We start from the raw sequence: 22,366 nt of genomic DNA, 5'->3' as shown, positions 1-22,366 counted from the left end.
GCCCTCCCTTGATTATTTAGCCGATTTCCCCAGCGCCTTGGCGACAAGCTGTTCGTACAGTTCGGCGTAGGGTTCTACCGCCTGGCACCAGTTGAAAGGTTGAGTCATGGCGCGGCTGCGCATGGCATTGAGCAGGCCTTTGTTGGCAAATACCCTGAACGCGCGGCTCAACGCTTCTTCGTAGCTTTGCGCCGTGGATTCATTGAACAGGAACCCGGTGACGCCATTCTCGATGGTGTCTGCCAGGCCGCCGGTATTGCGCGCCACCGGCAATGAGCCGAAGCGTTGCGCGTACATCTGGCTCAGGCCGCACGGTTCATAGCGCGACGGCATCAGCAGGAAGTCGCTGCCGGCAAACATGCGCCGTGCATCGGTTTCGTTGAAGCCAATACGCACGCCGACCTGGCCGGGGAAGCGCAAGGCCAGTTCGCGCATGGCTTGCTCTTCTTCCGGTTCGCCGCGGCCGATAATCGCGATTTGGCCACCGTTCTCGACAATAAAGCTGCTGACCGCTTCGGTGAGGTCCAGGCCTTTTTGATACACCAGGCGTGAGACCACGGCGAACAGTGGACCGGTAGAGTCGGCCAGGCCGAACAGTTCACGCACGTGGGCGGCGTTAATGCCTTTGCCTGCCCAGTCACCGATATTGAAGTTATGGGTCAGGTGCGTGTCGGTCGAGGTTTCCCAGCTTTCATCGATACCATTGGGAATGCCACTGAGCAGACCTTGCTGGGTCTTGCTGGCCAGGAAACCATCCAGGCCACAGCCGAATTCCGGGGTGGTGATTTCCTGGGCGTAGGTCGCGCTCACGGTGGTGATGTGGCTGGAGTACGCCATGCCCGCCTTGAGGAATGACATTTTGCCGTAGAACTCCATGCCTTCCTGTTGCAGGGCATGCGGCGGAATACCCAGCTCAGGCGTGGAGGCCAGGCTGACCACACCTTGATAGGCGAGGTTGTGAATAGTGAACAGCGTTGGCGTACGCGACCCGCGCCAGTGCATATAGGCGGGCGCCAGCCCGGCAGGCCAGTCGTGGGCATGCACCAGGTCAGGGCACCAGTGGATCTGCGCCAGGTTGGCGGCGATGTCAGCGGCGGCCAGGCCCAGGCGGGCGAAGCGGATATGGTTGTCCGGCCAGTCACGGCCGTTATTGGCGCCGTAGGGCGTACCTTCACGCTCATAGAGCTCAGGGCAGATCAACACGTAGATGACCAGACCGTCCTTGAGGTCCATGCGCCCGATCTTGCAGGGCGGCAGCGCCGCGTGGCCGCCCAGCTCGCCAATGATATGGATCGGGTTGTCACTTTCCATTACCTGCGGATAGCCCGGAATCAATACCCGCACATCATGCAAGTGGGCCATGGCGCGGGGCAGGGCGGCGGACACGTCGCCCAGGCCGCCGGTTTTCACCAGGTCGGCAAATTCCGAGGTCACAAACAGGACTTTCTTGCGATTAGGGTTCTGACTCACGATCGGCCGCACAGTATTGGGCAGGTCGGCCAACGTAGTCGGTCCCCCTGCCACCTGACTAAAACGCTCTCCCTGAGTATCTACAGCGGCACTGATCATAGTTCTCTCCCACATATTTGGTCGGCTAATGGCCCGCTGCCATCGGCTCCGATTGGCCACATCCTGCGGCCAGGCGCACAAGCACTGTACAAACTGGCAAGGCGTATGCCAGTTGCACTGATTGCTAAAAAAGATTGGATGGACGGGCATTTGGCGTGAGCCGCGTGCACTCGCCTCCCTTAAAAACTGGACCTACGGCAGAGTTGGAAAGTTTCGATTTTTTGCGGGGTTTTTGTTTTGGAACGGACCCATCGGTCATGAGTCTAGGCCAGATCCAAGAAGCTGTACGGTTTATGTGGGGATTTTGTAGGACAAAAAACTTGTAACGATAGGCAAGTTTGCCAGCCTGCGCTGATTCAGGGGCTCAGCGCGATGGGTGTGGAGAGGAGCAGGGCCCTCTCCATAGGGGTGCGTGTGCACCTGATTGGTGCGTCAGCCCAGCACGCGAATGGGCGCGCCGTTTGCCCACGCCTGAATATCCTCGATCATCTGCTGATAGAACTGCCGATAATTCTGCTCGCTTACATACCCGACATGGGGCGTCGCCAGCACATTCGGCAAGCGCCGGAACGGATGCTCGGCCGGTAGCGGCTCTTCGCCATATACGTCCAGAGCGGCCCCTGCCAATCGACCGGCTTGCAGCGCCTGCACCAGCGCCTGTTCATCCACAATCGGCCCGCGCGCTGTATTCACCAGGCGCGCGCACGGTTTCATCCAGCTCAGTGCCTGGGCATCCACCAGGCCACGGCTGCGGTCGCTGAGTACCAGGTGCACGGTGAGGATATCCGCCTGCTCAAACAGTTCACGCTTGCTCACCCAGGTCACGCCTGACTCGGCCGCACGTTCAGGGGTGAGGTTTTCACTCCAGGCAATCACCCGCATGCCAAATACCTGGGCAAATTTCGCGACCTTCTGGCCAATGCTGCCCAGCCCGAGCACGCCCAGGGTTTTGCCATACAGATCACCCCCCAGGCCAACCTGCCAGCCATCCTCTCGTAGCGAGTTGGCTTCGGCCAGCAGGTTGCGGGTAGAGGCCATGATCAACGCCCAGGTCAGTTCCGGGGCCGCGTGTTTATAGCTATCAGTGCCGCAGACCTGGATACCCAGGGCCTTAGCGGCAGGGATGTCGATGGCGGCGTTGCGCATCCCGCCAGTCACCAGTAATTGCAGATTCGGCAGGCCTTGCAGCAGGGCCTTATCGAAGGTGGAGCGCTCGCGCATGACGCAAATCACCTCGAACCCCTTCAAACGCTCGACCATCGTGGCGGTATCCGCCGGGTAGTCGTGAAGAAAATGCACGTCGCCGACGGGCGCCAGCAGCGACCAATCCACCACGCCACTGGCCACATTTTGCCAATCATCAATGACTGCGATCTGTACCGACATTCACGCGTGCCTCGAAAAAGGTTGGATTAAAGGGCATTCAAGCCCTGTAACAGCGCTTGGTGAAACCGCGCCGGTTCTTCCATCTGTGGCGCATGCCCCAGGCCGGGGAATTCCACCAGGGTGGCGTGGGGGATCAGTTTGGCCACCTGTTTGCCGAGCACGTCATAGTGACCGAGCCTGGCCTTGACCGCAGGCGGTGCGATATCGCTGCCGATGGCGGTGGTGTCGGCCGTGCCGATCAGCAGCAGGGTGGGCATCTGCAAATCCTTGAACTCGTAGTACACCGGCTGGGTGAAGATCATGTCGTAAATCAACGCCGAGTTCCAGGCGACCTGGGTATGCCCCGGCCCCTTATTCAAGCCGGCGAGCATCTCCACCCAGCGCTCGTATTCAGGCTTCCAGCGCCCGACGTAATAGGTGTTGAGCTCATATTGGCGAATGCCGTCGGCACTGAGTTTAAGCTCGCGCGCATACCATTGGTCGACGCTGCGGTAGGGCACGCCCAAGGCTTTCCAGTCTTCCAGGCCAATGGGGTTAACGAGCCCCAGTTGCTCGGTTTGCGCCGGATAGAGCAGCGCGTAACGGGTGGCGAGCATGCCACCGGTGGAGTGGCCGACGAGGGTGGCCTTTTGAATGCCGAGATGTTCAAGCAGTTGGTGGGTGTTGATCGCCAATTGCTGGAAACTGTATTGGTAATGATCCGGCTTGCTGGAGGTGCAAAAGCCGATCTGGTCCGGCGCAATCACCCGATAACCGTCGGCGCTGAGGGCTTTTATCGACGCGTCCCAGCTGGCCGCACAGAAGTTTTTGCCGTGCATCAACACCACCGTGCGCCCGTTGGCCTTGCCCTCGGCGGGCACATCCATGTAACCCATCTGCAACGGTTTGCCTTGGGACTCGAAGGTGAAGTGTTCGACCGGGTAGGGGTATTGAAACCCTTGCAGTTCAGGGCCGTAGGCGGGACTTTCGCTGGCCGCGAAGGCGGGAAGGGCGCTGCCCAGCAGCAGGCCGGCAGCGCACAGTGAACGGATCAGCGTCATGGGTCAGGCTCCGAAAACAACAGTGTCCGGATGCTGTGGCGAGGGGATTAAGCGAGGATTAACGCAGCGCAGCGAGATAGGCCGGCGCTGCGCCAGCGATCCGTCAGAGGCATTCAAGCCGGGTTATGCGGCTGCCAGGTGGTTCACCGTCAGCAGGGCCAGCACGCTGTAGCGGGCGCCTTTTGCAACGGTAACCAACAGCAGGAAGCGCCAGAAGGGCTCGCGCATGACCCCGGCCACCAGGGTCAGCGGGTCACCGATGATGGGCACCCAACTGAGCAACAACGACCAATGCCCCCAGCGCTGGTAATGCACGCGGGCCTTTTCCAGGTGCCGTGGGCTGACCGGAAACCAGCGCCGCGTCTGGAAACGCTCAACCGAGCGCCCCAGCCACCAATTGACCACCGAGCCGAGTACATTGCCGACGGTGGCGATGCACAGCAGCCCCCACACACTGTAATGCCCGCTGATCAAGAGGCCCACCAGCACCGCCTCCGATTGCATTGGCAGCAGCGTGGCCGCACCGAAGGCGGCGAAAAATAGCCCCAGGTAACCGGCGAGCATCAATCAACGGGCCGGGTAGTCGGCCACCACCACGTCTTGACCTTCCCGGGTCAGGCCGATGACTTGATAGGCATCGCTCATGCCGTCCATTTCCATGCCCGGCGAACCCATGGGCATGCCTGGCGCGGCAATCCCCAGCAAGTCGTCGCGCTTGCGCAGGGCCAGTACCTGCTCGGCGGGCACGTGGCCTTCGACGAACTTGCCGTCGATCACCGCGGTATGGCACGAGCCCAGGCGCGGCGCTACGCCCAAGCGCTGCTTGACGGCGCTCATGTCGGCTTCCACATGGTCATTGACCTTGAACCCGTTGCTTTCCAGGTGGCTGATCCACTTCTTGCAGCAGCCGCAGTTGGCGTCGCGATGGACGTCAATGGCAATCAGGTCGGCGGCCTGCGCCAGGGTGGTGGTGAACAGGGCTGAAAGCAGGGCCAGGCGCAAGGTGGTTTTCATGGGATGTCTCACTGAATGCAGGGCAATAAGCCGGGCATTCTCCCTGCTTTTTCCAGCAGGACGCGGTTGTAATGTTTCAAAATTATACGAAGGCAGTGTTTTCCAACCGATGTTTGAGCTGGTCCAGCGCAATGGCTGACAGGGCGACCATGCGTTCATGCAAGGTGGCAAGCTGCAACTCGGTCTCGTAGGTCAACACGCGCTTGAACCGGGTGCCGCCGCTGTCAGCCTGTAAGACATAGTGAATGGTGCCGTCGACGGCCAGGGAGGTGAAGACGGTTTTGAATTCACTGGGGCGGCAGGCTACCTGCACGCGATAACTCATGGGGACGCGCACGCCGAGCAAGTCGATGATTTCGCTAAAGCGCGCGCCGACCGCAAGCGAACCGGTGGTGCCGGTGTCGGCACTGAGGGAAGAGGGGTGCCATTCGTGCCAGCGATCAGGCTGGGTCACATAGTCGTAGACGACCTCGGGAGGCGCCTGAATAAAGCATTCCTGACTGATCTGTTCCAAGCGGACCGAAGGCTCAGCAGCGTGCATGACACACCTCCTGTGTGGCGAGTATTGGCACCCTATCGCAGCTGTCAGAATAGTCCGACTCCCGCGCTTTGCACGGGAGTACTGAGGCAATTGATCAACGGACTTTAAAGCGACTCATCAGCGCAATCACCCGGCCATTCGCATTCAACAGGCTTTGCGTATTGGTTTCAGTGGCATGGCCGCTTTCCACCAACTCGTCGACCATATGTCGGATCTGCACCATGCTGCGGTTGATCTCCTCGGTCACCGCGCTTTGCTGCTCGGCGGCCGTGGCGATCTGGGTGCTGAGGTTGTTGATATGGCTGACCGACCCCGCCATTTCGTCAAGCCCGGTGTTGACCCGCGCCGTAGCATCCGCCGCCGATTGGCAACTGGCCTGGGTGTTTTCCATGGCGGCCACCGACGAACTTACCCCGGTCGTCAGGCGTGCCAGCATCTCGTTGATCTGTGAGGTGCTGGCCTGGGTACGTGCGGCCAGCGCCCGGACCTCGTCGGCCACCACCGCAAAACCGCGGCCTTGCTCGCCGGCGCGGGCAGCCTCAATCGCGGCGTTGAGTGCCAACAGGTTGGTCTGGCCGGCAATCGCGCCGATGACGCCAAGGGTTTCGGTGATACGCGCAGCATCCTGGCGCATGTTTTCAACGGTGTGGGTCGCGCTGGCGACTTCGCCGATCAGGGCACTGACGCTGCTGGACGCTTCGCCGACAACCACGCGAGAGCGGTCGGCGTGCTCGTTGGCGCGCTGGGTGAACGAGGCGGTTTCCGCCGCGTTTTGCGCAACGGTGTCGGCGGTCGAGCTCATTTCGGTGATGGCGGTGACGGTCTGGTCGGTCTCCGAGGCGTGGCGTACCAGGATCTGGTTGGTGTGCGCCGAGGTTTTTTGCAGTTGCTCAAGGCCCGAAGACATGGCCCCCGTGGCCTGGGTGACTTCACCAATCATGTTCTGCAAGTAGACGATAAAGTGGTTCACCGAGTGGCCGATGGCGCCCAGTTCATCTTCGGCACGAATGGTAATGCGGCGCGTCAGGTCGGCATCGCCGGCAGACAGCGCGTCGATATTGGTTTTCAGCGTCTTCATGCGCTGCACCAGTTGGCGGATTGCAAAGAACGCCAGCAGCACCAGCAGGAGCACCATGGGAATTTGCAGCATGGCCAGGCTGCCGAGCACGTCATCGCGCTGGGCCGTGATCAGCGCCGTCGGCAAGGCGGTGGCGAGGAACCAAGGGGTGCCTTCGATCGCCCGCAGGTAGAAGGTGCTGGCCACGCCCTGGTTGTCGAACTCAGCGCGTTGAAGCCCCTGGTCGCGATGAGCGAGGGCTTTGCTGACCTGAGCGGCAAACGCCGAGGTGCCGGCCAGTTCGCTGATGTTCTTCAACACCACCGGGCTGTTGATGCGTGAACTGTTGCTGATGATCTTGCCGTCGCCTTCAACGATCAGCATCTGCCCACCGATGTCTTTCTCTTTGTTGGCCACCAGGTCATTGAAGAACCCCAGTGTCACGTCGATGGTGGCGACGCCATACGCGGCGCCGTCACGCTGGATCGCCATGGCGCAATTGGTACGCGGCTCCTGGCTGGCATCGTCTTTATAGGCGGCGGCCCAGGCGCATTGCCCGCGCGGCGAGGCGAGGCCGCCTTTGTACCAGCTCTGGTCGTAGTAATTAGGCGCGGCGTCGCTGTTCCAGAAGGTATTGACGGCCAGCTTGCCCGAAGCATCGCGGTGCCAGAACGTGCTGTGCTTGTTGCGCCCTGGCGTACGTTGGTTAGGCAGCGGCCAGATGCCGCCGCCGAATACTTTCAGCTCGCCGTACTGGTCCACCAGGCCGGGCAGGACTTTGTCGATGGCATCGCTGTCGAGCAGAGGGATGGTTTGGGTGATGCTGCGTTGCTGGGCCTGGACCTTGTTCAGCTCGCCCTTGATCTGTTCGGCCACCTCAGCGACGCGGTTGAGCACCACCTGCTCTTCAGTTAGCCGTAGCTTGGGGGCCACCAACTGGCCGATACCCACCACCGTCAGCACCAATAGCACCAGGACGAACAGCACCAGAAACAGGGTATAGCGGGTTTGAATGGAGCGAATTGGGGGCATGAGGTCGTCCTTACGAAGCGTTTATTATCGACGCGGCTTTGTTAGAGCTTCATCGGGCTATCGGCTTGGTAAGACGGACCTTTAGGTACCATGGTGCAAGAAAAATCGGGCGCCCCCACACGCGGGCGCCCGGGTCACGCCGGCTACTGATTCACCAGGCTCATCGAGGCTTCGCTGTAGCGCAAACCTGCCGTCGCGCCGGCGGGGAAGATCGACGTCAGCGCTGCCGATTCGGCAGGGCTCAAGACGATGTCGACGGCCGCCACGTTCTCTTCCAGGTACTTGCGCTGTTTGGTGCCCGGGATCGGGATCAGGTAATCGCCTTGGGCGAGTACCCAGGCCAATGCCAATTGCCCGGCCGTCACGCCTTTTTCGGCGGCCAGCGCCCGCACCTTATCCACCAGCAACAGGTTTTTTGCGAAGTTCTCGCCCTGGAACCTTGGGCTGGAGCGGCGATAGTCGTCGGCCGCGAAGTCCTCCGGGCTTTTCAAGGTGCCAGTGAGAAAGCCGCGCCCCAGTGGGCTGTAGGGTACAAAGGCGATGCCCAGACGCTCGCACGCCTCCAGGCAACCGTTGTCTTCCTGGTCACGGCTCCACAGCGAGTATTCACTTTGCAAGGCGCTGATCGGGTGCACCTTGTGGGCACGTTCCAGGCTGGCGGCCGAGGTTTCACTCAGGCCCAGGTAACGCACCTTGCCTTGCTTGACCAACTCGGCCATGGCCCCGACGCTTTCTTCGATGGCTACCTCGGGGTCCACGCGATGCTGGTAGTAAAGGTCCAGGGTGTCTACGCCCAGGCGCTTCAAGGTGCCGTCAATCGCCGTGCGGATGTACTCAGGGCGACCATTCACACCGCGTGCCGCGGGGTTTGCCGGGTCGCGCACAAAGCCGAACTTGCTGGCCAGGAACACCTGATCGCGTTTGCCGGCGATGGCTTTGCCGATCAGTTCTTCATTGGTGCAGGGGCCATACATGTCGGCGGTGTCCAGCAAGGTGACGCCCAGCTCAAGGGCGCGGTGCAGGGTCGCAAGCGCTTCCTGGGTATCACTGCCGGTGGTGTAGAAATCGGTCATGCCCATGCAGCCGAGGCCGATGGCGGAGACGTGAGGGCCATTCTTGCCAAGTTGACGAGTGTGCATCGGGGGAGCTCCTTGATGGGAAAGGCCCATTGTTCTCCTCGACAACTCAGGGATAAAGCGGCTAAAACCGCTATCACTATTATGATTTTCTAAATAATCCCTGGAGTTTACCCAGCTTTGGACCGATTTAACGCCATGCGCGTCTTCACCCGAATCGTTGAGTTGGGCGGCTTCGCCAAGGCCGCCGACAGCCTGCAACTGCCGCGTGCCTCGGTGACGATCATGATCAAACAACTGGAGGCACACCTCGGCGTGCAGTTGTTGCAGCGCACCACCCGGCAAGTCAATCCGACCCCGGACGGCGCGGCGTATTACCAGCGCTGTGTGCAGTTGCTGACGGACCTTGAAGAAACCGAGGCGGTGTTTTCAAACCGCCGTCAGAACCCGCGCGGTACGTTAAGCATCGACATGCCATCCGGTATCGGCCGGCTTATCGTGATCCCCGCGTTGCCGACGTTTACCGCGTGCTACCCGCAGATCGAACTGGAAATCGGCCTTAACGACCGCCCGGTGGACCTGATCCGTGAAGGTGTGGATTGCGTGCTGCGCGGTGGCCTGGCACTGGACGAGTCGCTGGTGGCGCGGCCCCTGGCGGTGATGGATCAGCTCACGCTGGCCAGCCCCGATTACCTTGCGCGCATGGGCGTGCCCGCGAGCCTGGACGATCTGGCCCATCACCAGATGGTCGAATACGTTTCCAGTGCCAGTGGTAAACGCTTCGGCCTGGAGTTTCAGGTTGGCAGCGAGTTGCGCGTGGTCAACCTGGCGAAGGTCGTCGCAGTCAACAGTTCCGACGCGTATTTCGCTGCGTGCGAAGCCGGGTATGGCCTGATCCAGGCTCCCCACTATCACGCCATGCAGCAACTGGCCAAGGGCACGCTGGTGCCGGTGCTGCCACAGCTGCCAGTACCCACCATGGCACTCACCGCGCTGTACCCGCCGCACCGCCAGTTGTCGCAACGGGTGCGGGTATTCGTGGATTGGTTGGTCGAGCTGTGTAGTCAGCCCGGCACCGGCCTGCAACGCCAGGATCAGACAAGCCAGCAGTGACGTTGCGGCCGGGCAATGGCTTGCAACGCTAGGCCTGAGCCTTGCGATAGGCCCCCGGCTGTTGCCCGGTTACTTTGTGGAATGCGCGGGTAAACGCGGCCACCGACTGGTAGCCGACCGCCAACGCGACCTCCGCCACCGTCTGGTCTTGCTTGAACAGCTGGCACGCATGGCGCATGCGCATCATCAACAGCACCTGGCCGGGCGAGCGGCCGCACAGCTCGTTAAACCGCTTGAAAAACGCCGAGCGCGACAGCCCGGTACAGGCCGCCATGCTTTCCAGGGTCCAGGCCTCAGCCGGGCGAGCGATAAGCTGTTCCAGCAAGTGCGCAAATGCCGGCTGCCGGCCCAATGCGGCCAGGCCACCGAGGGCGGTGTTGTCGAGCACTTGCTGGCGCAGCACATACAGAAACAACAAGTGGCAAAGACGTTCAAGCAACGCCGAGGAAGGCGCGGGCGTGCGCTGGCATTCTTGCAGGATCAGGTCGAACAGGTTGCGCGCGGCGGTCAACGAGGGGTCGCCGGCACGCAGGATGATCCAGGCGGGGAGGGTGTCGACAATCATCGCCGACAGGCCGGAATGGAAGTGGAAGAAACCGCAGACCAGCCCGACGCCATCGCCGGCCTCGTTATCCAGCGCCAGCATCGCACGGCGTGGAGATTCCTGCGCGCCCTGCGCCGTGGCTTCGCCGGACAGCCGATATTCAAGGTCGCGCAGCAGAAACAGCGCATCGCCATTGTTCAAGTGCTGGGGGGCGGATTCTCCGTCGATATGCAGCCAGCACTGGCCTTGCACAATCAAGTGGAAACTCGCGCTGGCCAGGCCATGCGTGCTTGCATGCCAGTCGCCGCAATAGCGCCCAACGTGGAACAGACTGGTGTTGAGCTCGAGGCTGTCTAATAACCAATCGACGAGAGCACTGGACGAATTCATCTAACGTAAAGACTCAAGAGCAAGTAATCGCTACTTTAGCCTATTGAGGGGATTTTTTATAACCAACAGACTGGAGCCATCAACCCATGAGGAGACCACTCCATGTCCCGCGTACCGTTGCTGACCCCTGAAACCGCACCTGAAGCGGCCAAGCCGTTCCTGGAAAACGCCCTCAAGGGCTCGGGTTTCATCCCCAACCTGCTCGCCGTCTTGGCCAATGCACCGGCCGCGCTGGAAACCTATATCACGGTGTCCGGCCTCAACGCCAAGTCTGAACTGAGCCTGGCCGACCGCGAGGTGGTGCAACTGATTGCCGCCACCACCCACGGCTGCGATTTCTGCGTCGCCGGGCACACAGCCGTTGCTCGCAACAAAGCCAAGCTGCCGGAAGACGTCATTGATGCGTTGCGCCAGCGCGGTGAATTGCCCAATGCCCGGTATGAGACACTCGCCGCCTTCACCCGTGAAGTGATCGCCACCCGCGGTGATGTCAGCGATGCCGGCTTCGAGGCATTCCGTGCCGCCGGTTACTCCGATGGCCAGGCGCTGGAAGTTATTTTAGGGGTGAGCCTGGCAACGTTGTGCAACTTCGCTAACGTGTTTGCCCGTACCCCGTTGAACCCGGAGTTGGCGCAATACCGTTGGGAAAAACCGGCAAGCTGAATGGGCGATGGTCCACCTGCAGTAACAAGGAGAAACACGAATGCTTGACCCAATCTTGAGCCGTTGGCTCGATGTTCAAGCGCAGGCCCTGGATGTGGGCAGTTGCGATCCACAGGAAGTGCTGCCACGGCTGGCAGACGCCAATGTATTACGTATCGGCGTGCCGAAAGCACTCGGCGGGCTGGGCGGCGATGTAACCGGTGCGGTGGACGCCATCGCCAATGTCGCCAGCCATTCCCTGGCGGCCGCATTTGTCTTTTGGGGCCAGCGATCCTTTATCGAGTATTTGCTGCAGAGCCCGAATGAGCGGCTGCGCGAGCAGCTACTGCCGGACTTGCTCAGCGGCAAACTGGCCGGCGCCACGGGGCTGTCGAATGCAATGAAGTTTCTCTCGGGGATCGAGGCGCTGCAAATCAGCGCCGAGCCGAACGACCACGGCTGGACCCTCAACGGTCGCCTGCACTGGGTGACCAACCTGCGCAAGAACGGGTTTGTTGCGGCGGCGGCGATCGAGCAGGCCGGTGGCGGCGCGCCGTTTATTCTGGCGATCCCCGATTCGGTGGCGGGGTTGCAGCGTTCCCGCGACCTGGAGCTGATGGGGCTGCAATCGAGCAACACGGCGGCACTGGGGCTGGAAGGCGTCGAGCTGAGCCGTGACTGGTTGCTGCATGAAGACGCGAGCAAATTTTTGCCGGCAGTACGCCCGGCGTTCCTGGGCTTGCAATGCGGCATGTCCATCGGTCTGGCGCGCCGTTCGCTGGCGGAAGTGGCCAACCACCTGGGCGCGAGCCGCACGGTGTTGCGTGATGAGTTGGAGGCCTTGCGGGTAACGCTGGACCATCTGGTCACCGAGTTGAAAAAGGGGTTGCTGGCCGGACGGTTTGCGGCAGAGCCGGTGCCGCTGTTCAAACTGCGTATTGCCCTGGCAGAAACAGCCGCCAGCGCCGTGCAACTTGAACTGCAGGCCAGCGGCGGCAAGGCGTACCTCACCGCACACGGCAGCGGCTTTGCCCGGCGCTGGCGCGAGTCGGCCTTTGTGCCGATTGTCACGCCAAGCCTGGTGCAACTGCGCACCGAGTTGCAGCGACAGGCCAATCTATGATACCGATGGTATTGAGCGCCCAGGGGATTTGCCTGGGCTACGCCAGCGGGCCGGTGCTGCAAGGGTTCGACTTGCAATTGCGGCCTGGCGAAGTGGTGTCGATCCTCGGGCCCAGTGGCGTCGGAAAATCCAGCCTGTTGCGCGTACTGGCCGGTTTGCAGACGCCCCAGGGCGGCACAGTGCAGGTGCTGGGCGAGCCGTTGAACGGGCCGCACCCAAGGGTCGCGGTAGCCTTTCAGGACCCCAGCCTGTTGCCTTGGTTGAGTCTGGAAAAGAACGTCGCCTTCGGCCTGGATTTCGCCCGCCAACCGCAGCTGAGTCCCGAAGAGCGCCGCCGCCGCGTCGACCACGCTATCGCGGCGGTCGGGCTGCACCCTGCGCGTCAGCAGTTCCCCGCGCAGTTGTCTGGTGGCATGGCCCAGCGCACGGCGTTGGCCCGCTGCCTGGCACGGCAACCGCAAGTGTTGCTGCTGGATGAACCCTTTGGCGCACTGGATGAAGTCACCCGCGCCGACATGCAGCACCTGTTGCTCAAGGTCAACCGCGAGCAAGGTTCGGCGGCGGTGCTGATTACCCATGATATTGATGAGGCGTTGCTGCTTTCCGACCGCATCCTGCTACTGGGTAACCGCCCGGCGCGGACCCTGGGCGAATGGCACATCGACCTGCCGCAACCGCGCGAGGAACAGGTGGAGGCCATCGGCGCACTGCGTATCGAGATTCTGAAAACCTTACGGCAGGCGAGCCGCCCTCAACCCAACCCTCTTGAACAACCGGAGTTCTCACATGTGTCTGGATGACCTCACTCACTCGCGCCGTGACTTTCTCAAACTGTCCGCCGTGCTCAGTGCCGCCGGTGCCATGCCGCTGTTGAGCAGCCTGCACGCCCGCGCCGCCAGCGAGCCGGATGCTCCGGTGCGGATCGGCTACTTGCCGATCACCGATGCGACACCGCTGCTGGTTGCGCACAACAACGGCCTGTTCGAAGCCGAGGGCATCAAGGCCGAGCGCCCTGTGCTGTTGCGCAGTTGGGCCCAGGTGATCGAGGCGTTTATTTCCGGGCAGGTCAACGTGATTCACCTGCTCTCGCCGATGACAGTGTGGGCACGCTACGGCAGCAAAGTCCCGGCAAAAGTGGTGGCCTGGAACCACGTCGGCGGCTCCGGCTTGACCGTGTCGCCAGGCATTACCGAGGTGAAGCAACTGGGCGGCAAGTCGGTGGCGATTCCATTCTGGTATTCGATTCACAACGTGGTAGTGCAGCAGTTGTTCCGCGACAACGGCCTGACGCCCGTGGCACGTGCTGCCGGTACTGAGATTGCGGCCAATGAAGTCAACCTGATCGTGCTGCCGCCTTCCGACATGCCGCCGGCCCTGGCCAGCAAACGCATCGATGGCTATATCGTCGCCGAGCCGTTCAACGCGCTGGCGGAAAACCTCAAGGTCGGGCGCGTGCAACGATTTACCGGTGACGTCTGGCGCAACCATGCGTGCTGCGTGGTGTTCATGCACGAGCATGACCTGACCAACCGCCCGGAATGGTCGCAGAAGGTGGTGAATGCCATCGTCAAGGCCCAGGTGTGGACGCGTGATAACCGCGAAGAGGCGGTGAAACTGCTGTCCAAGGACGGCCCGAACCGCTACACCCCGCATGCTGAACCCGCATTGAGCAAAGTCCTCGCGCCGGCGGCTGCCGACCGCGCCGCTTACCTCGCCGACGGCGCGATCCAGCACGCCAACTGGGATGAGCACCGCATCGACTTCCAACCTTATCCGTTCCCCAGCTACACCGAGGAACTGGTGCGGCGCTTGAAGGACACGTTGATCGAAGGCGACAAGCGCTTTCTCGCCGATCTGGACCCGGCCTTCGTGGCCAAAGACCTGGTCGACGACCGTTTTGTCCGTCAGGCGATCGAGTCGGTGGGCGGCATGCAGACCTTCGGTCTGCCGGACGGTTACGAGCGGCACGAGGAGATTGGCGTTTGAACAACGGCAAAACCGTCATATGGCCTGGCTGGTTGCTCGGAATAAGCGGCCTGGCAGGTTTGCTGGTGCTGTGGTGGCTGGGGGTAAAGGTGTTTGGCGCGGCCGATGGCCTGTCGGCACGTTTCTCGCTGGCGGCGACCTTGAGCAGCCTGTGGGAATTGCTTGGGCGCGGTGAGCTCTATCTGCACATCGCGGTTAGCCTCAAGCGAATTTTCGTCGGGTTGTTTCTCGCGTTACTGGTGGGGGTGCCACTGGGCTTGCTGGTGGGCAGTTCGCGCAACCTGGAGGCGGCCACCACGCCGGCCTTTCAGTTTCTGCGAATGATCTCGCCGCTGTCCTGGATGCCTATCGTGGTGATGTTGATGGGCGTGGGTGACTCACCTGTTTACTTCCTGCTGGCGTTTGCCGCTGTGTGGCCGATCATGCTCAATACGGCCGCGGGCGTGCGGCAGTTGGACCCGCGGTGGCTGCAGTTGAGTCAAAGCCTGAGTGCGACGCGCTGGGAAACCTTGCGGCGAGTGATTATTCCCGGCGTAGTGGGGCATGTGCTGACCGGCGTGCGCCTGGCCATCGGCATTCTGTGGATTGTGTTGGTGCCGTGCGAAATGCTCGGGGTCAGTGCCGGGTTGGGGTATTACATTCTCGACACGCGTGATCGCCTGGCCTATTCGGAGTTGATGGCGATGGTGCTGTTGATCGGGCTATTGGGGTTTGCCCTGGATGCGTTTGCGCGGTGGCTGCACCAGCGATGGGTGCACGCCGGCTGAACGGCAAGGGTCTCGCTTTGCGCAATGCAAAGCGAGACTCACAGGCTATCAGCGGCGTTCGTAGCCGTGGCCATCGTCATAGCGGTGGTCGTGCCAGCCACCGCCACCGCCGTGGGGGAAAAAGAAGCAGCCGCTCATGCTCAGCATGATCAGCAATGGAATCAGCAGGGTGATTCGACGGAGCATTTTGAAATCCTCTAAAGTACCGACAGGTTCAATCAGGCGTGGAACAAGCCAAAAATTTTCAGCGCCTGTAACATAGGACCCTGCCGACCCCGCGCCATCCCCGTTACCGGGTATGCGCTTGGCATGCTCGGCGATACACAGTGGATACATTTATCAGCTTCAGGACCCCGTCATGACCCAAAAGCAACGTTTGAAATATTCGATTCTGATTTCTCTGGTGGTACTGGGGACGATGTTTGGCCTGTCCTACCTGCAGAACACCGGCGTCATCAGCGAGAAAACGTTCCAGTACATTGCCATCGCCGTGGCGGTCACTGTGGTGGTGATCAACGGCATCATGCGTCGCAAGGTCAAGCCTAACTTCTGAGTCCGCCAGGCGATTCGGCCAAGAGCGTCAGGCGTGCCCGTTGAGGAGTTTGGCGGCCTCTGCATGGAGGCTGTAGCTTTTATCGGCATTGAGGGTAATCACGCCCTCGGCGCACAGGCGCTTGAGGACCTCACGCACGCTTAGAAACGACAACGGGATGCCCAGCTCCAACAAATGGCTGTGCACGCCACGCACGCCGAGGGTGCGCTGGTTGTCGGCAGCGGTGAGGAGGGCGTCGATGACCTTGAGCCGAATCAGGCTGGTGCGCAAACCGAAACACTTGAGCAAGTGGCGAATACGCTGGTTGCCCTGTTGCTCGGGCTGCTTGCCCGGCGCTTTGCCGAACGCGTGTGCGCCGCCGCCAAAATTGGCGTCGGCCGCCGGTGAAGGTCCGTCCGTGGGCAGGTGCGAGTTGTACATGCGAAAAACTCCTTATCAGAGCCTGATCAGGAAAATGATGGCGCTCTTGGTTAATTAGACGAACCAGCCACGGAAATCATGAAGTCCTTCATGTAGAAAATTTGTCGGTATCCTGTTTGTCACACGTCAATCGCCGCCAATGAACATGCTCGCGTCTAAATTATTCCTGGCTGTCTGCGTCCTTACGTGGGGGGCACAGCGCCCTGTGAGGGTGTTCAATTTGACTGTGGGGTTTGCGTGATTATTTCCAACGGGTTGTCCAGGGCGTGTGTGGCGGGACTGTTGCTGGGGTTAAGCGTTGCCGCATCGGCGCGCGAGCCAGTGGCACAGACGTCGGCGGATATTCGCCGCACCACGTTCGGCGTACCGCACATTCGCGCCTCGGATGAGCGCGGCCTGGGGTACGGCATCGGTTACGCCTATGCCCAGGACAACCTGTGCCTGTTGGCCAATGAAGTGGTCACGGTGAACGGTGAGCGCGCACGGTTTTTCGGCCCCGACCAGTCGACCCTGGAAGCGCGTAACAACCTCGCCAGTGATGTGTTTTTCACCTGGCTGAATACGCCGCAAGCCGTTGCCGCTTTCTGGAAGGCGCAGCCGCCGCAGATTCAGCAGCGTATTGAAGGTTATGTGGCTGGCTACAACCGCTACCTTAAAGAGCAGGGTGCGCCGGCGCAGTGCCAGGCGGCGTGGGTAAGGCCCTTGAACGTTGAAGACCTGGTCAAGCTGACGCGCAGGTTGTTGGTTGAAGGCGGTGTCGGCCAATTCGCCGAAGCCTTGGTCGGCGCGACACCGCCTCAAGCCACCGCCAGCGTACCGTCCAACACCAAAGCGTTTGAATTGGCCGCCGCCCACCAGCAGCGCTTCACCCTGGACAGGGGCAGCAACGCGGTGGCCGTGGGCCGTGACCGTTCGTTCAATGGTCGCGGCATGTTGTTGGCAAACCCGCATTTCCCTTGGGCCGGTGGCATGCGCTTTTATGAAATGCACTTGACCATCCCCGGCCAATTGGACGTGATGGGCGCCGCGTTGCCGGGCTTGCCGGTGATCAACATCGGCTTTAACCAGCATGTGGCCTGGACGCACACGGTCGATACCTCCAAGCACTTCACGCTGTATCGCCTCACCCTGGACCCCAAGGATGCCACGCGCTATGTGCTGGATGGCAAGTCCATTCCCCTCGACCAGACCTCCGTCAAGGTGCAGGTCAAACAAGCCGACGGCAGCGTCAAAAGTGTGAGCCATACGGTCTACAGCTCGCAATTCGGCCCGGTGGTGCAGTGGCCCCGCAAACTCGACTGGGACAACCATTACGCGTTCAGCCTGCGTGATGCCAACCTGGGCAATGACCGCGTGCTGCAACAGTGGGACGCGATGAACCGCGCCGGCAGCCTCAAGGCGCTGCAAACCTCGGTGCACACCCTGCAAGGTATCCCGTGGGTCAACACCCTGGCTGCCGATGACCAGGGCCAGAGCCTGTACATGAACCTGTCGGTGGTGCCCAACGTCAGCGCTGCCAAACTTGCGCAATGCAGCGATCCTCGCGCCGGCCTGCAACTGATCATGCTCGACGGCTCCCGCAGCGCCTGTGCCTGGGACATCGACCCGCGTGCGGCGCAACCGGGCATCTTCGCGGCCGACCAACTGCCGCAATTGCAGCGTACCGACTATGTGCAACATGCCAACGACTCGGCATGGATGGCCAACCCCAAGGCGCCATTGAGCGGTTTCTCCCCGGTGATCAGCCAGGACCACATCGGCCTCGGCCCCCGTGCGCGATTTGCCGTGCAGCGCCTGCAGTCCCTGGAACAACAACCGATCAGCGTGGCCGACCTGCAAGACATGGTCATGGACAACGAGGTGTACCTCGCGGGCCTGGTGATGCCCGACCTGCTTGAATTCTGCGCCAAGCACCTGGGCGCTGACGCGGCTGCGCTTGAACCACTGTGCACCGGCCTGAAAACCTGGGACCGGCACGCCAACCTCGACAGCGGTATCGGTCTGGTACACTTCATCAACCTGGTCGAACACCTGCAGCAAATCCCTGACGCCTGGCGCGTCGCCTTCGACCCCGCACACCCCTTGACCACGCCGAGCGGCCTGGCCATTGAGCGCGAGCCGGTCGCCAACGCCCTGCGCGAAGCCATGCTGGCCTCCACCGCCGACGTCAGCACACACGGCCTGAGCCGCTGGGGCGAGATCCAAATCTCCGGCCAAACCCCCATGCACGGTGGCCCGCAGCAACTGGGCATCTACAACGCCATGCAAAGCGTGCCGCGTGCCGACGGCAAACGTGAAGTGGTCAGCGGCACCAGCTACCTGCAAATCGTCACCTTCGACGACCAAGGCCCCCAAGCCCTGGGCGTGTTGGCATTCTCCGAATCCAGCAATCCCGCGTCGAAACACTCGAAGGACCAGACTCAAGCCTTCTCCGAGAAAAAACTGCGCCGACTGCCCTTCACCGAAGCCCAGATAAAGGCCGACCCGCAGTACCATGAGCACGTCATCAAGGAGTAGGGCAGGTGCGCAACCCCTTGATGCCAATACGAAATATTTTTGAAATCAAGGGGTTGCAGCAAAAAGCAAATGAGTACATAATGGCGCCCATCGAACGCAACGAAGCATTAAAAACTTCAATGTATTCAATGAGTTAGAGTAGAGGCAGGGTTCTATAGCCCACTCAAGTTTTTATGCGGTGAATGTTGATGCTAATGACATTGATCGTTTGAGGCCGAGTAGCAAAATGGTTATGCAGCGGATTGCAAATCCGCCTACGCCGGTTCGATTCCGACCTCGGCCTCCACTCTTGAAAGCCCCGCAGCCATTGAGCTTGCGGGGCTTTTTTTATGCCTGCGGATTATGCCCGGCCCGGTAATTGGGATAATTCTGAGACACCGACATTGTTTGCATGTCCCAGGGACGAACGGCAAAATCCGCTACATCGATACACCACGTCTAACCAACGACAAGGAAGGAGTGAGGTTAGCGGTGAACTGGTGATCATGAACTGGGAGCAGAATGCGTTCGGCGGCCTTTTCTAACGCGCGGGCTGGACCAAACAGGATCCTTTGTTTTTCAAGTTGTCCAACGGGACGTCGACCTTAAACCACTCAAAAACATCGGCCGACTCGTACACTGCCGACCAGAATGGACGGTGGCGAGAGGCAGCAAGTGACCGGGAATGGCCAATGGCAGCCTGCGCGACTTGAGCTGCAGCAGATCTTGGGGGATGACTATTCGCTCAACTGTTAAGGCGAAGGTGCTGCGTTGGCCGTATACCAGCCCGACGGTGTTTTTGCACACACTTGCGGTCTTAATGGTGTTTCGACGGTGGTATTGGCCTGAGTGGATAGTTGTCGAACGGCAATCACGCAGCCTGCTTTCCACGTGCTGACTTTAATAATTTGAAGTTCCATTTCATAGTCTTTGCCGGGGTCGGGAATGAGCGTGACTGGCGCGGGAAAGCATGATATCTGCGAGCCCCCCATGGCGAACCCTGCAATAAAGGGTTTCCCGGCCGGGATGACATGCTCGTCAAACACCTTGGGTGACTGATTGATGGCTTTGCTCGCCTTACTGGCAGGCATGCCAATCACGCTGTTTTGGCTGTCTGTCGCCCGAAAAGGGTAGAGTCCGGCCGAGTCGACATGCGCCGTTTGCCATCCTGCTTCTTCAGGTGTTTTGGTGAGCAGGGACTCGTTGTAAAACGCCTCGCAGGTCTGTCCACTGATGAAGCCCGCATGGGTGGTGTCGCCCGTGATCAGGCGCACGCGAGCAGTGTTAGCCGGGTCATATTGGCTGATTTGTGCTTCGTTGCGAACATCGGTTTTAGTAGTGGCGCAGCCGATAAGGGTCAGGCTTACGGCCATCGGCAAGAGTAAACGCATTTGTAACATCCATATTCTGTGATGGTTGATGGCCGCAATCATACTATGACGCGGCTGTACTAGCCGACCGGGCATGTGCTTTCAATTTTGACGAAGAAGCCATGTCGCTTGGCCGATAATGTACGGGTCGGTGTAAGAGCGACCATTTTTGGCTGATTGCCGTGTGTCTTGAGGGGCAGGGTGTCACTGCGTGGAAGTAGTGTTGGTACGCGAGTGGTACGCAGGTTTCAGGTCGGCTCTGTAAGGCAAGGAATACCTGGCTTACAGGATCAGCAGTTCCAATTCATCACCGATAAAGCTTGTAATTTTGCGCCTGACTGGCAGCAATCGACCCATTGCAGCCGTTCAGCATGTTGCTAAAATCGACCAAGAGTAGACTGCCACCCATAAGTGAAAATTGATGTTTACCTGCCCATGCTGCGGATATGCAGTCTTCGAGGAACACCCAGGGTCATACGATATTTGCCCAATTTGTTTCTGGGAGGATGACGTGTTCCAACTCTATTACCCTCACCAAGTGGATGGACCGAATAGATGTAGCTTGATCGAGGCGCAGGTCAATTTCGTCCAATTCGGTGCCTGCGAGCGAACCATGCTGAAGAATGTGCGAATGGTTAGCGATAGCGATGTGCGGGATGGTGAGTGGTTCCCACTCTGGACTCGCCGAGTCGCCATTCCAGATCCCGACTCCGATAACCAGCATCCTCAACACATGAAGTCGAAGTACGACCTCTACTATTGGCTGCGGACCTAGCAGCGCAAAATGGCCGAAAACGGCCAGTTCCGTCGTTTAGAGGAAAGACACCACCCCTGCCACCTGAAAGCAGGCACGCCGTGATAGCCGCCTGCTCATGCAAAGATACAGCTACCCCGGATTACCCGCCCGAAGATGCGCCGCATCGATCTTGCATACCGAATCGCGCAACCTCCCGATCAACGACTGCCGCTCCAACGGTCCCCATTGCGGAGTATCGCTCTTGCGCGTCACTTCATGCCCCAGGGCAAAGGGTTCGGAGAAATAAACCCGGCCGAACTGCGCCATTTCGTCCCGCTCGCAGTTGATCACCTGGATCGCCCGCGAACTGCGAATCTCTGGAAGTTTACCGCTAGGGGCGGCGAGTCCGAGGTAATTGTTGATTAGGTAGAACTGGCGCAAATGCGGATTGCCCTGGTACAAGGCGACGGAGTGTGCGTCGAAGTAGGTTGCCAGTTTGGCGTCCTCCAGCAGTTTGAACATGCCAGCAGGCGTCGTGGCCGGCGCTTCGGCCACGGCTTTCTGCGGCACAGTGCCGTGGGCACAACCACCCAGCAGCAATACCGCTGCTAGGCATGGCAGGCGCCTCATCGTGTGGTTCCCTGTGCCAGGTCCGGGCGTTCCTGCTGCAACAGAAGCTCATCGACGCTGCCCTGCAACGAACAGAGCAGGCGGGTCTTCCCGTCCTCGACGCTCAGCATCAGGAGCTTTTCCGCGGAACCCGCCGCCGGAGCGATGCCCGAGGCCGCCGCAGGGTTGTTCTGCCAGGCGGAATTGGCGTCCGCCTTGATCCGTGGTTTAGAAATGAAGTACTCGCCTGCCTCCTGCCATTCCGCATGCGGCAACTTGGCCATGACTTGCTCGCGGCTGGCATCGATTTCGAAACCCCAGAAGTAGTAAATGCCTTGCTCGCCCAGGTCCATGATCCGGTCGTAGTAGCTAGTCAGGCGCAGGCCCTGGTCGTCGACAGCGGGGGTGAAGTGCTGGAAAGCAGTGTTGAAGTTGCGGCGGTCCAGCACTGGCGGCCAGGCCAGGCCGTGCTGATCGTTGCGGGCCAGCTTGACGGTCTTCCCCAGATCGGCGCGCTGGGAATACAGGTGTTTGAAAAATGACGGCTCACACGAGACCAGGCTTTCGCTGAGGCCGCTGGCCAGTGCATTACCGGAACACAGTCCGAGGAAAAGAGGAAGTATAGCTTTGCTGCAGGAGAAGGATAAAAGGCGACGCATGTCCATTGCTTGGAGAGTCCTGTTGGTGTGAAAAGACTCTATCGTAATTGCGTCAGGACGTTGTTACAAATTGAAAGGACCGGAAAAGGAGGCTGGCGCCAATCAATGCAGAGCAGGTGAGATAGCCTTCCTCCCAAGGCACAGCGGGAGTCCATACCGGGGCAATCATTGTGCGCGGTCCAAAAAGTCAGTTGCTCAGTGGAGAGCTGATCAAAGTCGCTTCTGTCGAACACAGAAGAACCT

Annotated in this window: 22 protein-coding genes, 1 tRNA gene and 3 pseudogenes; 11 read left to right on the top strand and 15 right to left on the bottom strand. The window is 60.3% G+C overall.

The annotated features are described in order from the left end of the window. Window positions 1-12: 12 nt before the first annotated feature. From glgA to JFT85_RS02775, 9 genes and pseudogenes are all read right to left on the bottom strand, one after another. Window positions 13-1,569, bottom strand: coding sequence for a glycogen synthase GlgA (gene glgA / locus JFT85_RS02810; RefSeq protein WP_078828405.1), 1,557 nt, complete (start codon window positions 1,567-1,569; stop codon window positions 13-15). A 432-nt stretch (window positions 1,570-2,001) separates the two neighbouring features. Further along, on the bottom strand, window positions 2,002-2,955 hold the full coding sequence (locus JFT85_RS02805; protein WP_201229138.1) for a D-2-hydroxyacid dehydrogenase family protein: 954 nt from the start codon (window positions 2,953-2,955) through the stop codon (window positions 2,002-2,004). A 26-nt stretch (window positions 2,956-2,981) separates the two neighbouring features. Next, window positions 2,982-3,995, bottom strand: coding sequence for an alpha/beta fold hydrolase (locus tag JFT85_RS02800; protein ID WP_201229136.1), 1,014 nt, complete (start codon window positions 3,993-3,995; stop codon window positions 2,982-2,984). Between the two features lie 123 nt (window positions 3,996-4,118). Beyond that, window positions 4,119-4,559: a YqaA family protein gene (locus JFT85_RS02795; protein WP_073637413.1), complete on the bottom strand. Its 441-nt coding sequence runs from the start codon at window positions 4,557-4,559 to the stop codon at window positions 4,119-4,121. 3 nt (window positions 4,560-4,562) lie between these two features. After that, entirely contained in the window at window positions 4,563-5,009 is a 447-nt protein-coding gene (locus JFT85_RS02790; protein ID WP_053255873.1) for a DUF411 domain-containing protein, read from the bottom strand. 82 nt (window positions 5,010-5,091) lie between these two features. Then, window positions 5,092-5,550: an SRPBCC family protein gene (locus JFT85_RS02785; protein WP_053255874.1), complete on the bottom strand. Its 459-nt coding sequence runs from the start codon at window positions 5,548-5,550 to the stop codon at window positions 5,092-5,094. A 94-nt stretch (window positions 5,551-5,644) separates the two neighbouring features. Continuing rightward, a pseudogene (locus JFT85_RS28640) lies at window positions 5,645-6,163 on the bottom strand (methyl-accepting chemotaxis protein); the annotation flags it as partial. Window positions 6,164-6,505: 342 nt separating this feature from the next. Further along, window positions 6,506-7,639, bottom strand: a pseudogene (locus tag JFT85_RS28635) (HAMP domain-containing protein); the annotation flags it as partial. Window positions 7,640-7,782: 143 nt separating this feature from the next. Next, window positions 7,783-8,778 (bottom strand): aldo/keto reductase, encoded by a 996-nt coding sequence (locus tag JFT85_RS02775; protein WP_069552437.1) that lies wholly within the window; start codon window positions 8,776-8,778, stop codon window positions 7,783-7,785. Between the two features lie 117 nt (window positions 8,779-8,895). Here JFT85_RS02775 and JFT85_RS02770 point away from each other — a divergent pair, with 117 nt between their 5' ends. Then, window positions 8,896-9,828: a LysR family transcriptional regulator gene (locus tag JFT85_RS02770; protein WP_069552436.1), complete on the top strand. Its 933-nt coding sequence runs from the start codon at window positions 8,896-8,898 to the stop codon at window positions 9,826-9,828. A gap of 28 nt (window positions 9,829-9,856) precedes the next feature. Here JFT85_RS02770 and JFT85_RS02765 read toward each other — a convergent pair whose 3' ends face one another. Further along, the gene (locus JFT85_RS02765) at window positions 9,857-10,762 is read right to left on the bottom strand and encodes an AraC family transcriptional regulator (RefSeq protein WP_201229134.1); all 906 of its coding nucleotides are present in this window, start codon (window positions 10,760-10,762) and stop codon (window positions 9,857-9,859) included. Window positions 10,763-10,864: 102 nt separating this feature from the next. On the opposite strand from JFT85_RS02765, the gene JFT85_RS02760 reads away from it, so the two are divergent. From JFT85_RS02760 to JFT85_RS02740, 5 genes are read left to right on the top strand one after another with little or no spacing between them, the layout of a single operon-like run. Beyond that, a complete protein-coding gene (locus JFT85_RS02760; protein WP_053255879.1) occupies window positions 10,865-11,425 on the top strand; it encodes a carboxymuconolactone decarboxylase family protein in 561 nt (186 codons plus the stop codon). A 40-nt stretch (window positions 11,426-11,465) separates the two neighbouring features. Beyond that, a complete protein-coding gene (locus JFT85_RS02755; protein WP_201229132.1) occupies window positions 11,466-12,527 on the top strand; it encodes an acyl-CoA dehydrogenase family protein in 1,062 nt (353 codons plus the stop codon). Continuing rightward, window positions 12,524-13,327, top strand: coding sequence for an ABC transporter ATP-binding protein (locus tag JFT85_RS02750; RefSeq protein WP_201229130.1), 804 nt, complete (start codon window positions 12,524-12,526; stop codon window positions 13,325-13,327). The genes JFT85_RS02755 and JFT85_RS02750 overlap by 4 nt, the downstream gene beginning before the upstream one ends. Further along, window positions 13,314-14,513, top strand: coding sequence for an ABC transporter substrate-binding protein (locus JFT85_RS02745; RefSeq protein WP_201229128.1), 1,200 nt, complete (start codon window positions 13,314-13,316; stop codon window positions 14,511-14,513). The genes JFT85_RS02750 and JFT85_RS02745 overlap by 14 nt, the downstream gene beginning before the upstream one ends. 17 nt (window positions 14,514-14,530) lie before the next feature. Next, window positions 14,531-15,280 (top strand): ABC transporter permease, encoded by a 750-nt coding sequence (locus tag JFT85_RS02740; RefSeq protein ID WP_201230865.1) that lies wholly within the window; start codon window positions 14,531-14,533, stop codon window positions 15,278-15,280. A gap of 48 nt (window positions 15,281-15,328) precedes the next feature. Here JFT85_RS02740 and JFT85_RS02735 read toward each other — a convergent pair whose 3' ends face one another. Continuing rightward, on the bottom strand, window positions 15,329-15,466 hold the full coding sequence (locus tag JFT85_RS02735) for a hypothetical protein (RefSeq protein WP_167422764.1): 138 nt from the start codon (window positions 15,464-15,466) through the stop codon (window positions 15,329-15,331). Window positions 15,467-15,638: 172 nt separating this feature from the next. On the opposite strand from JFT85_RS02735, the gene JFT85_RS02730 reads away from it, so the two are divergent. Further along, complete coding sequence (locus JFT85_RS02730; protein WP_053255884.1) at window positions 15,639-15,833, top strand: hypothetical protein; 195 nt, start codon at window positions 15,639-15,641, stop codon at window positions 15,831-15,833. A 27-nt stretch (window positions 15,834-15,860) separates the two neighbouring features. Here the strand turns inward: JFT85_RS02730 and JFT85_RS02725 are convergent, their stop codons facing one another. Then, window positions 15,861-16,253, bottom strand: a complete 393-nt coding sequence (locus tag JFT85_RS02725) for a fe2+ zn2+ uptake regulation protein (protein ID WP_187601935.1) — start codon at window positions 16,251-16,253, stop codon at window positions 15,861-15,863. 237 nt (window positions 16,254-16,490) lie between these two features. On the opposite strand from JFT85_RS02725, the gene pvdQ reads away from it, so the two are divergent. The 3 genes and pseudogenes from pvdQ to JFT85_RS02710 form a co-directional block, all read left to right on the top strand. Then, a complete protein-coding gene (gene pvdQ, locus JFT85_RS02720) occupies window positions 16,491-18,770 on the top strand; it encodes a bifunctional acylase PvdQ (RefSeq protein WP_201229126.1) in 2,280 nt (759 codons plus the stop codon). Window positions 18,771-18,982: 212 nt separating this feature from the next. After that, window positions 18,983-19,056: transfer RNA gene (locus JFT85_RS02715), tRNA-Cys, on the top strand. 142 nt (window positions 19,057-19,198) lie between these two features. Beyond that, window positions 19,199-19,294, top strand: a pseudogene (locus tag JFT85_RS02710) (DNA adenine methylase); the annotation flags it as partial. 207 nt (window positions 19,295-19,501) lie between these two features. Here the strand turns inward: JFT85_RS02710 and JFT85_RS02705 are convergent. Further along, window positions 19,502-20,140 (bottom strand): hypothetical protein, encoded by a 639-nt coding sequence (locus JFT85_RS02705; RefSeq protein WP_201229124.1) that lies wholly within the window; start codon window positions 20,138-20,140, stop codon window positions 19,502-19,504. 400 nt (window positions 20,141-20,540) lie between these two features. On the opposite strand from JFT85_RS02705, the gene JFT85_RS02700 reads away from it, so the two are divergent. After that, a complete protein-coding gene (locus tag JFT85_RS02700; RefSeq protein WP_074594262.1) occupies window positions 20,541-20,894 on the top strand; it encodes a CPCC family cysteine-rich protein in 354 nt (117 codons plus the stop codon). Window positions 20,895-21,005: 111 nt separating this feature from the next. On the opposite strand, the gene JFT85_RS02695 is transcribed toward JFT85_RS02700, so the two are convergent. Together JFT85_RS02695 and JFT85_RS02690 are read right to left on the bottom strand one after the other, a co-directional pair. Continuing rightward, window positions 21,006-21,485 carry a surface-adhesin E family protein gene (locus tag JFT85_RS02695; RefSeq protein ID WP_015371096.1) on the bottom strand — a complete coding sequence of 160 codons (480 nt, stop codon included), beginning with the start codon at window positions 21,483-21,485 and terminating at the stop codon, window positions 21,006-21,008. After that, window positions 21,482-22,129, bottom strand: coding sequence for a hypothetical protein (locus tag JFT85_RS02690; RefSeq protein WP_069553843.1), 648 nt, complete (start codon window positions 22,127-22,129; stop codon window positions 21,482-21,484). The genes JFT85_RS02695 and JFT85_RS02690 overlap by 4 nt, the downstream gene beginning before the upstream one ends. Window positions 22,130-22,366 lie beyond the last annotated feature (237 nt).

The sequence above is a fragment of the Pseudomonas sp. TH04 genome, from assembly GCF_016651355.1.
Lineage (GTDB): Bacteria > Pseudomonadota > Gammaproteobacteria > Pseudomonadales > Pseudomonadaceae > Aquipseudomonas > Aquipseudomonas fluorescens.
This window is presented reverse-complemented; position numbering and strand designations above follow the sequence as displayed.